6 protein-coding genes and 1 pseudogene are annotated in these 9,909 nt (G+C 70.5%); all 7 read right to left on the bottom strand.

Annotated features, from left to right (window positions below; all coding sequences use genetic code 11):
* A pseudogene (locus Q4C85_RS05860) lies at positions 1-429 on the bottom strand (hypothetical protein); the annotation flags it as partial.
* Between the two features lie 30 nt (positions 430-459).
* Positions 460-2,382, bottom strand: coding sequence for a translational GTPase TypA (gene typA / locus Q4C85_RS05855; RefSeq protein WP_303140541.1), 1,923 nt, complete (start codon positions 2,380-2,382; stop codon positions 460-462).
* Positions 2,383-2,708: 326 nt separating this feature from the next.
* Complete coding sequence (locus tag Q4C85_RS05850; RefSeq protein WP_303140539.1) at positions 2,709-4,481, bottom strand: ABC transporter ATP-binding protein; 1,773 nt, start codon at positions 4,479-4,481, stop codon at positions 2,709-2,711.
* Complete coding sequence (locus Q4C85_RS05845; protein ID WP_303140538.1) at positions 4,478-5,437, bottom strand: ABC transporter permease; 960 nt, start codon at positions 5,435-5,437, stop codon at positions 4,478-4,480. The genes Q4C85_RS05850 and Q4C85_RS05845 overlap by 4 nt, the downstream gene beginning before the upstream one ends.
* Entirely contained in the window at positions 5,430-6,359 is a 930-nt protein-coding gene (locus Q4C85_RS05840) for an ABC transporter permease (protein ID WP_303140537.1), read from the bottom strand. Before Q4C85_RS05840 ends, Q4C85_RS05845 begins: the two co-directional genes overlap by 8 nt.
* A gap of 103 nt (positions 6,360-6,462) precedes the next feature.
* The gene (locus tag Q4C85_RS05835; protein ID WP_303140536.1) at positions 6,463-8,109 is read right to left on the bottom strand and encodes an ABC transporter substrate-binding protein; all 1,647 of its coding nucleotides are present in this window, start codon (positions 8,107-8,109) and stop codon (positions 6,463-6,465) included.
* 483 nt (positions 8,110-8,592) lie between these two features.
* Complete coding sequence (locus tag Q4C85_RS05830) at positions 8,593-9,768, bottom strand: LLM class flavin-dependent oxidoreductase (protein ID WP_303140535.1); 1,176 nt, start codon at positions 9,766-9,768, stop codon at positions 8,593-8,595.
* Positions 9,769-9,909: the final 141 nt, after the last annotated feature.

Below are 9,909 nucleotides of genomic sequence, written 5' to 3'. Positions count from 1 at the left end.
CGCCTCGGGCTCGGCGCCCTCCTCAACCTCAGCATCCGCCTCAGGCTCAGGCGCGCCAGCCGGGGCGGCCTCCGCCTCATCCGCGGAATCAGCCTCGGGCTCGGCCGACGGCTCCGGCTCGGCGTCCACCTCCGGCTCGCCCTCGGCCTGCGAGACTGCCTCCGCCTCGACCGCGGGCTCGGCCACCTCCGGGGCCGACGCCTCCTCGGCCTCAGGCTCGACGTCGTCGCCGGGGCCCGAGGTCGCCAGGTCCTCCGGGGTCAGACGCACGGTCTGGGAGTCGAGCTGGACCAGCGCCTCAGCGGGCACCTCCTCGTGGGCCTCGTTGTGCGCCTCGTCGTCGGCCCCGTCGCGCGCCTCGTCGTCGGCCCCGTCGCGCGCCTCGGCAGCAACCCCGTCCTCGTCGAAGCGGTCCTCGAGCTCGTTCACAACCTCTCCGCTCATCATTGTCTTTCGGTCTCAGGCCTCGGAGCGCCGACGTCGAGCGTTGGCACGGAAGCGTTCTTGGGAGTCCAGGATCGTCTTGCGGATGCGCACCGCATCGGGTGTCACCTCGACGCACTCGTCCTCGGAGGCGAACTCGAGCGCCTCCTCAAGGGTGAGGCGGCGCGGGGGGACGAGTCCCTCGAAGGAGTCGGCGGTCGAGGAGCGCATGTTGGTCTGCTGCTTCTCGCGCACGACGTTGACGTCCATATCCTCATTGCGCGGGTTCTCTCCCACGACTTGGCCCTCGTAGGTCTCCTGGGTCGGTTCGACGAAGAAGGTACCCCGGTCCTGCAGGCGGATGAGCGCGTAGGCGGTCACGGTTCCGGCACGGTCCGACACAAGAGATCCAGTCGTGCGGGACACGATCGCGCCGGCCCAGGGCTCGTAGCCCTCGGCGATCGAGGAGGCGATGCCCGTCCCCCGGGTGTCGGTGAGGAACTGGGTGCGGAAGCCGATGAGGCCCCGGGCGGGGACGAGGAACTCCATGCGGATCCACCCGGTTCCGTGGTTCGTCATCGTCTCCATGCGGCCCCTGCGGGCCGCCATCAGCTGGGTGACCGCCCCGAGGTGCTCCTCGGGGACGTCGATCGTCATGCGCTCGACGGGCTCGTGGCGCACGCCGTCGATCGTGCGGGTGACGACCTGCGGCTTGCCCACGGTCAGCTCGAAGCCCTCGCGGCGCATCTGCTCGACGAGGATGGCCAGGGCGAGCTCGCCGCGCCCCTGGACCTCCCAGGCGTCGGGGCGCTCGGTGGGCAGCACGCGCAAGGACACGTTGCCGACCAGCTCGCGGTCGAGGCGGTCCTTGACCTGGCGGGCGGTCACCTTGGCGCCCCTCGTCCTTCCGGCCATCGGGGAGGTGTTGATCCCGATCGTCATCGAGATGGCCGGGTCGTCGACCGTGATGAGGGGCAGGGGGCGCGGGTCGTCAGGGTCGACGAGGGACTCGCCGATCGTGATGTCCTCGATGCCCGCCACCGCGACGATGTCGCCGGCGCGCGCCTCCTCGGCCGGCTTGCGGTCCAGCCCTTCGGTGACGAGCAGCTCGGAGACCTTGACCTGGCTGAGCGTCCCGTCGTGACGGGCCCAGGCGACGGTCTGGCCCTTGCGCAGGACACCGGCCCGGATGCGCAGCAGCGCCAGACGCCCCAGGAAGGGCGAGGCGTCAAGGTTGGTGACGTGGGCCTGCAAGGGGGCGCCCTCCTCGTAGGAGGGCCCCGGGATCCGCTCGATGATCGTGCGGAACAAGGGCTCGAGGTCGTTGTTGGCCGGCATCCGGCCGTCAGGGGGTTGGACGGTGTCGGCACGCCGGGCCTTGGCCGAGGCGTAGACCACCGGAACGTCGAGGACGGCGTCGAGGTCGATGTCGGGGTTGTCGTCCGCCAGGTCCGAGGCGAGGGACAGCAGCAGGTCGGTGGCCTCCGAGACGACCTCGGTCAGGCGCGAGTCGGGGCGGTCGACCTTGTTGACCACGAGGATGACCGGAAGGTTGGCCGCCAGGGCCTTGCGCAGCACGAAGCGGGTCTGGGGCAGCGGCCCCTCGGAGGCGTCGACGAGCAGGACGACGCCGTCAACCATCGACAGCCCGCGCTCGACCTCACCGCCGAAGTCGGCGTGACCGGGGGTGTCGATGACGTTGATGGTCACCCCGTCGGTCAGCCCCGCCTCGAGGGCCGCCGGGCCCGCGTAGTGGACGGCGGTGTTCTTGGCCAGGATCGTGATGCCCTTCTCCCGCTCGAGCTCGCCGGAGTCCATGACACGATCGGCGGTGTTCTCCTGGGTGGCACGGCTCCCGAAGGCGCCGGCCTCCCAGAGCATGGCGTCGACAAGCGTCGTCTTCCCATGGTCGACATGGGCGACGATGGCGACGTTGCGCAGATCCTGGCGCACGGTCATAAGGGACTCTTCCTCCATCCAAGGGGCGCCCCTGGGGTGGGCGACCGGTGGGCCTGATGACCCGCCGGCACGGGGCGCACAGCGAGCCCAAGGTTATTCCCGGCACGCCTTCAGCCGCCATGCCGGGAACGACACGGGTGATGTGCGTCCCATCACGCCTATAGATGGCTGATATCGCCTGGCCTACGCCACCGGAGCAGCCTCCAGTGCGGCACCGACACGTGGAACCCGCAGCGCAGGGCCGTCACAGCACCGCCCCGGGGCTGAGGAACCCACCCCGGGGTCGAGCCTCCCCCGGGGCGGCCTGCCGTCGACCGACGACGCGTTCAGGACGCCGAGTACAGCTCGATGCTGGCGCCGGGGACGGCGTCGATCAACTCCCGCGTGTAGGCCTGCTGCGGCTGGGAGAAGATCTCCTCGCATGGCCCGGCCTCCACGACCTTCCCGTGCTCCATGACCACGACGTCGTCGGCGATCTGTCGGACCACGGCCAGGTCATGGGTGATGAACAGGTAGGTCAGGCTCAACTCGTCCTGCAGCTCGGCCAGGAGCCGGAGGATCTGGGCCTGGACAAGCACGTCAAGCGCCGAGACCGCCTCATCGAGGACGACGACCTCCGGCTTGAGGGCAAGCGCACGGGCGATGGCCACGCGCTGGCGCTGACCGCCCGAGAGCTCCCCCGGGTAGCGGCGCATGACCGAGCGGGGCAGTGCCACCATGTCGAGCAGCTCGGCGACCCGGGCCTCCCGGCCGGCGCGGTCGCCGACCTTGTGCACCCGCAGGGGCTCCTCGATGACGCGGTAGATGGAGTACATGGGGTCCAGGGAGCCGTAAGGGTTCTGGAAGACCGGCTGCATCGTGCGACGCAGAGAGAACAGCTCCGGCCCGCTGAGCGTCGACAGGTCGGTGCCGCGGTGAAAGACCGTGCCCGAGGTGGGGTCGAGCAGCTTGAGCACCATGTTGGCCACCGTCGACTTGCCCGAGCCGGACTCCCCCACCAGGGCCGTCGTCGTGCCCCGACGCACCCCGAAGCTGACGTCGTCGACGGCCGTCAGGGTCTTGGCGTCCCCCTTCGCCCCGCGCACCTCAAAGATCTTGGTGAGGTTCTCGACGCGCACCACCTCCTCGGCGTCGGCGTCCACGTCATGGGCGACAAGCTCATCGGCGGCGACCTCCACCCCCGCGGCGCGGGCCGACTCGATCCGACGGCTGGCCAGGGACGGAGCAGCCTTGACGAGGCGCTGGGTGTAGGGGTGCCGGGGGTCCTGGAGGACCTCCAGGCTGGGACCGGACTCGACGACCCGCCCGCGGTGCATGACGACAATATGCTCGGCCCGCTCCGCGGCCAGGCCCAGGTCGTGGGTGATGAACAGGGTGGCAGTGCCCAGCTCGTGGGTGAGGCGTCCCAGGTGGTCCAGGATGCGGCGCTGGACGGTGACGTCAAGCGCGGAGGTGGGCTCATCGGCGATGAGCAGGCGCGGGCGGGCCGCCAGGCCGATCGCGATGAGGGCGCGCTGACGCATCCCCCCGGAGAACTCGTGGGGGTACTGGCGGGCGCGCCGCGCCCCGTCGGGCAGTCCCGCGTCCTGAAGGAGGAGCGCCACCTGCTCATCGACGTCGATCTTCCCCGGCTCTCTTGTGCCGGCGCCGTCCTCCGCGGCCAGGGCGGCCAGCCGGTCGTCGGCGACGCCGGCCAGCCCGTTGGCCTTGAGGGCCTCCTTGACCTGGAAGCCGATCGACCACACCGGGTTGAGGTTGCTCATCGGGTCCTGGGGGACCAGACCGATCTCGGAGCCGCGCAGCCGGCGCAGGTGGGAGGCCGAGGCGTGGGCGATGTCCTCGCCCTCGAAGAGGATCTGGCCGCCGGTGACCCGCCCCGTGCCAGGCAGCAGGCCGATGACGGCGTGGGCCAGTGTGGACTTGCCCGAGCCCGACTCTCCCACGATGGCCACCGACTGGCCGGGGTAGACCGTCAGGTTCGCCCGACGCACGGCCTGTACCGTGCCGGTCGAGGAGCGGAAGGCGACCTCCAGCTCGCGCACGTCGAGCAGGGGGGCCTCAGAGGCGGCACCATGGCCGCGGGCGGGTCGTTGAGTCACTTTCGGGCCTTCGGGTCGAGAGCGTCGCGCACCGCGTCGCCCATCATGATGAATCCGAGCACGGTCAGGGCCAGCGCGCCGGCCGGGTAGAGCAGCACCGACACGTGGTCGCGCAACGCGGCCTGGGCGTCAGAGATGTCGGCGCCCCAAGACACGATGGAGGGCGGCAGCCCGATACCCAGGAAGCTGAGTGTCGCCTCGGCCACGATGAAAGAGCCGAGCTGGACGGTGGCCGTGACGATGATCGGTGCCGCGGCGTTGGGCAGGACGTGGCGGGTCAGAATGCGCAGACGGCCCGCACCCAGCGAGCGGGCCGCGGTCACGTAGTCCTCGTTCTTGACGCCCATGACCGCACCCCGGGTGATGCGCGCGATCTGGGGCCAGCCGAACATGGCCAGGACCGCCACGACCGTCATGATCGAGGAACTGCCCTTGAACATCTGCATGACCACGATCGCAGCCAGGACGAAGGGGACGGCGAAGAAGACGTCGGTGACCCGTGACAGCAGGGCGTCGAAGAATCCGCCGAAGTACCCAGCGATCGCGCCGACCACCGAGCCAAGGAGCACGACGACCGCCGTCGTGAGCACTCCGACACTCACCGAGGCGCGCGCGCCGTGCACGGTGCGCGCGAAGATGTCGCACCCCTGACGGGTGAAGCCGAAGGGATGGCCGGCCGAGGGCTCGCCGTAGGAGTTCGCCAGCTGGCAGAAGGTCGGGTCGGTCCGGGTGAACAGGCCCGGGACCAGCGCCAGGGCCAGGGCGGCCACGATGAGGAGGGCCGAGAACCAGAAGATGGGGCGACGGCGCAGCTGCTTCCACGCCTCCCCCCACATCGAGGAGGGCGCGCTCTCATCGGCGACGGCGTCGACGGCCCCCAGGCCCTGCTCGTCGACCTCGGCGACGAAACGCTCCTGTCCTGGCCGCGCGGCAGTGTGATCAGGGGTCTTAGGCATAGCGGATCCTGGGGTCGAGGGCGGCGTAGAGCAGGTCCACAAGGAGGTTGGAGACGATGAACACGACGATGAGCACCGTCGTGAAGGACACGACCGTAGGCCCCTCCCCCTGCAGGATCGACCGGTAGAGCGTCCCGCCGACACCGTTGATGTTGAAGATTCCCTCGGTCACGATCGCCCCGCCCATGAGGGCGCCCAGGTCGGCACCCAGGAAGGTGACCACGGGCACGAGGGAGTTGCGCAGCACGTGCACGACCATGACGCGGGCCCCACTGAGGCCTTTGGCCCGGGCGGTGCGCACGTGGTCGGCAGAGAGGTTCTCTGCGACCTTCGTGCGGGTCAGGCGCAGCACATAGGCGAAGGAGACCGCACCCAGCACGATGGCCGGCATGAGCAGCTCTTTGAGGCCGGGGCTGTTGCCCGCGGTCACCGGCAGCCACCCGGCCTTGACGCCGATGAAGAACTGCATGACGAAGCCGATGACGAAGGTGGGCACAGCGATGACCATGAGGGAGATGACTAGGACGGTGGCGTCGAAGAAGCCTCCCTTGCGCATCCCGGCGACCAGGCCCACCGTGATCCCCGCGACCGCCTCGATGAGCAGGGCCAGAAGGGCCAGCTTGATCGTGACGGGGTAGGCGGTGGTGAGGACCTCCAGAATGTCCCTGCTCCCGCGCAGCGTGGTCCCTAGGTCAAGGGTGAACACGCCCTTGAGGTAGAGCAGGTACTGGATGAAGAAGGGCTTGTCCAGGTTGTACTCGGAGCGGATCTGCTCCTGGACGGCGGGGCTGAGCGTACGCTCACCGCCCATGGCCGCAACCGGGTCGCCCGGCAGGGCGAAGACCATCGCGTAGATGAGCAGCGTAGCCCCGAAGAAGACGGGGACCATCTGCAGGAGCCTGCGTCCGGCGTAGCGGAGCATCGGCGCCTCCTCATGGATGTGGTGACGGACCGCGCGACGGCGGCGAGGACGGGCAGGGCGGCCCGTCGCGCCCGGGGGCGCGGCGCGACGGGCCGCTGCGGTGTCAGAAGGCGGAGATCGCCTCGGCCTTCTCCCACAGGCTCTTGGCCTCGGCCTCGTCGAAGGTGAGGACCTCGTTGCCGGCGACCGTCGCCTTCCAGCCCTTGATGACCGGTGAGGTGTAGTCGGAGGCCGGGGTGCGGGTCTCATAGAAGAGCGTGTCACAGATCTCAACACGGTTGATCGCCCTGGACAGGGCGGCGCGACGAGCACGCCCCTCCTCGTCCATCTTCCAGTGCTCGGCATTGACGTTGATGGAGAACGCCTGGATGACGCCGCCCGGCTCATTGATGGCACGGTCACCGAGCTCGGAGGCGAAGGAGGACAGCGCCGAGTCCGGAATGGCGTCGATGACGTCGACCGCGTCGGCCAGCAGGTCGTTGTAGGCGGCGTCGTAGTCGGTGTAGAGCGTGAAGGTGACGCCCTCGTTGGCGGCCTTGCGCGAGCCCGCGTAGGAGGGGTTCTTGGCGAGCACGATCTGGGAGTCGTGGTCCCAGGTGCTCAGGGTGTAGGGGCCGTTGCCCACCGGCGCCTGGCCGAATGCCTCCATGTCGTCATAGGCCGACTCCGGCAGCGGGTAGAAGGCGGAGTAGCCCAGGCGCAGCGCGAAGTCCGAGGCCGGGGCCTTGAGGGCGATCGTGAAGGTGAGGTCGTCGACCTTGGCCAGCCCGGTCAGCTCGGAGTCCTCGTCGTAGGAGAAGCCCTCGATGACCTCGTAGAAGTAGCTCGACAGCTGGGCGTTGGACAGCAGGGCTCCGTAGTTCCAGGCCTTGATGAAGGAGTCGGCGGTCACCGGCGAGCCGTCGGAGAAGGTCCAGCCGCTCTTGAGCTTGACGGTGAAGTGCTGGTTGTCCTCGGTCTCGATGGACTCGGCCACCTCGTTGACCACGGAGCCGTCGGCAGCATAGGAGACCAGGCCCTCGAAGAGGAGATCGACCACGCGCCCGCCACCGACCTCGTTGGTGTTGGAGGGGACGAGCGGGTTCTGCGGCTCGGTGCCGTTGGCGAAGACGATGCCGTCGGTGGCACTGGTCTTGATCGCGTGGCACAGCGGCACGGAGTTCCAGCCCCATACGACGTCGGACACCTTGGTGGAGTATCCGCCGAAGCCGTTCTGGTACCACAGGGGGATCGTGGGCAGGTCGGTGAACAGCACCGTCTGGGCCTGCTCGTACAGCGCCAGGGCGGAGGCCTCGTCGTGGGCGGCGGCCGCCTGGGCCAGGAGGTCGTCGAACTCGGTGCTCGAGTAGTCGGAGTCATTCGAACCGGCCCCGGTCTGGTACTGGCTGCCCAGGAAGTTGGCCATCGAGGGGTAGTCCGCCTGCCAGCCGGTGCGGAAGGCCCCCACGATCTTGCGGTCGGTGATCTGGGTGCGCAGCTCGGAGAACTGGGCGATGGGCAGCGGCTCCATGGTGATGCCCAGGGTGTTGGACACCGAGTTGCACACCGCCTCGACCCACGCCTTGTGCGGGCCGTCGGCGTTGTAGGCCAGGGTGAGCACACCGTCACCGTTCTTGCCCTGGCCGGAGGGGGCGGACGACGACGAGGGGTCGGACGAACTCGAGCCCGAGCCGCAGGCGCCCGAGAGGAGCACCGCCACCGTGGCGGCGCCGAGCCCGAAGGTGCGTCGGGACATCATGACATTGCGCATGGATCAACCTCCAAGATGCGTGAGCAGACGGTACGACAGCCGACACCGTCCTTGGCGCTCGGCCTTCGATCGCCCGAGGATACTCCATGCCATCTCAACACCGCCTTAACAATCCCTGCATCCAGGGAGGCCGGCACCCTCCACGTGCTGTTCCGGCCCGGGCCGCCGGCCGACCCGCGCCCCATCGCCGCCCCGCCGCCGCGTCGCCCCGGCGGCGCCGACCGGGCCGAGTTCCGGCGGGATCAGGGGAACTCATCAGCCTCGACCGGTCCGGTGGTCGGCGGCGCCGTCACCCAGCGGTCCGGCGGGGCCAGGGGCGCACGGGCCCATACTGGGAGATCGACCACACCACTTCTCGGGCTCACGCCGCCCGCGGGCAGCACTCGTCAGTCACGACGTCGGCGCCCTCCGCCGTGTCGTCAGCGCCGGGGAGTCTCAGCCTCGCCGGGCGCGATCAGCCGGCTCGGCGGGTGGTCGCCTGCCTCACCAGGCCCGCGCGAGCAGCTCGTAGGAGCGCCGTCGGGCTGCGGCGTCGTGGGCGTAGGTGACCACGAGCAGCTCGTCGAGGCCCCAACGCTCGGCCAGGGCGTGAAGCCGGGAGGCCACATCGTCGGGGGTGCCCACGAAGGACAGGGCCATCGAGCTCGCCACCGCCACATCCTTGCCATTGGCCAGCGCCCGCCAGGCCTCGGGGTCGGTGACGGGCTCATCCAGCGGGCCCGGGCGCCCGCCGAGGATCCGGGCCGTGCAGGCCATCGCCGTGGAGAACAGCCTGGTCGCCTCCTGCTCGGTGGGGGCCACCATGACGTTGACGCCGGCGGCCACATGCGGACGGCCGTCGGAGACCACGCCCGACACCGGCGGGGCCGAGGCCTGCGCCGAGGCGAAGACGCTGCGGTAGCTCGTGATCGCCGCCTCGGCCTGGGCGGGGGCGAAGTGCGAGGCCACGGCGAAGGGCAGCCCGAGGGATCCCGCGACCCGGGCGCCGTTGACCGAGGACCCCAGGACCCAGGTCTGTGGCCGCGTCCCCTCCCCCGGCACGGCGCGCACCCGGCGCGCCGGGTCGGGCACCGGAGGCCGGCGGCCGACGTCGTCGGGGACGGTGAAGACGGCCTCGCGGGGGCCGGCGGCCGCGTGGACCGTCACCGAGACGGTCGGCGACCGGGCGTCGGAGGGCAGGAGCGAGCCGGGCACCACCGGGAGGCCGGCTCCGGGGTCCCGGACGAGGTAGGTCAGCGTCTCGACCACCTCCTCGGCGAAGGAGCCCGGGTCGGCCTCACGCCGCCGCAGTGCCGAGGCGGTCACGGGGTCGGTCCCCGGGGCGCGCCCCAGCCCCAGGCCGACCCGACCGGGGTAGAGGGCGGCGAGCGTCCCGACCTGCTCGGCGATGACCAGCGGGGGGTGGTTGGGCAGCATGATGCCGCCCGAGGCCACACCGATGCGCTCGGTGGAGGCCAGGACCTGGCCCATGAGGACCGAGGTCGCTGCGGCCAGGAAGGTTGTCGAGCCGTGGTGCTCGGCGATCCAGTAGCGATGCAGCCCCGCTGCGTCGGCCGCGCGTGCCAGCGCGACCATCTCATGCAGGGCGTCGGCATGGCTACGCCCTGCCGAGACGGGAACGAGGTCGAGGACGGACAGCACCGGGCGCGCAGGGGTCATGTCAGAACGATAGGTGCCCTGGCGCCCGCGATCCAGGGACATAGGTCGGCCGCCCGCCCGCCCGATGCGCCCGCCCGCGGCCGGGTGGAGCCCCGCCGGGGGGGGGAACCCCCCGCCGGGGCTGCCCCCCCGGGCGGCGGC

Origin of the sequence: Actinomyces sp. (genome assembly GCF_030524025.1) — a bacterium.
Taxonomy (GTDB): Bacteria; Actinomycetota; Actinomycetes; order Actinomycetales; family Actinomycetaceae; genus Actinomyces.
The sequence above is the reverse complement of the archived record's forward strand: the minus strand, read 5'-3'. Positions and strand labels throughout refer to the sequence as shown.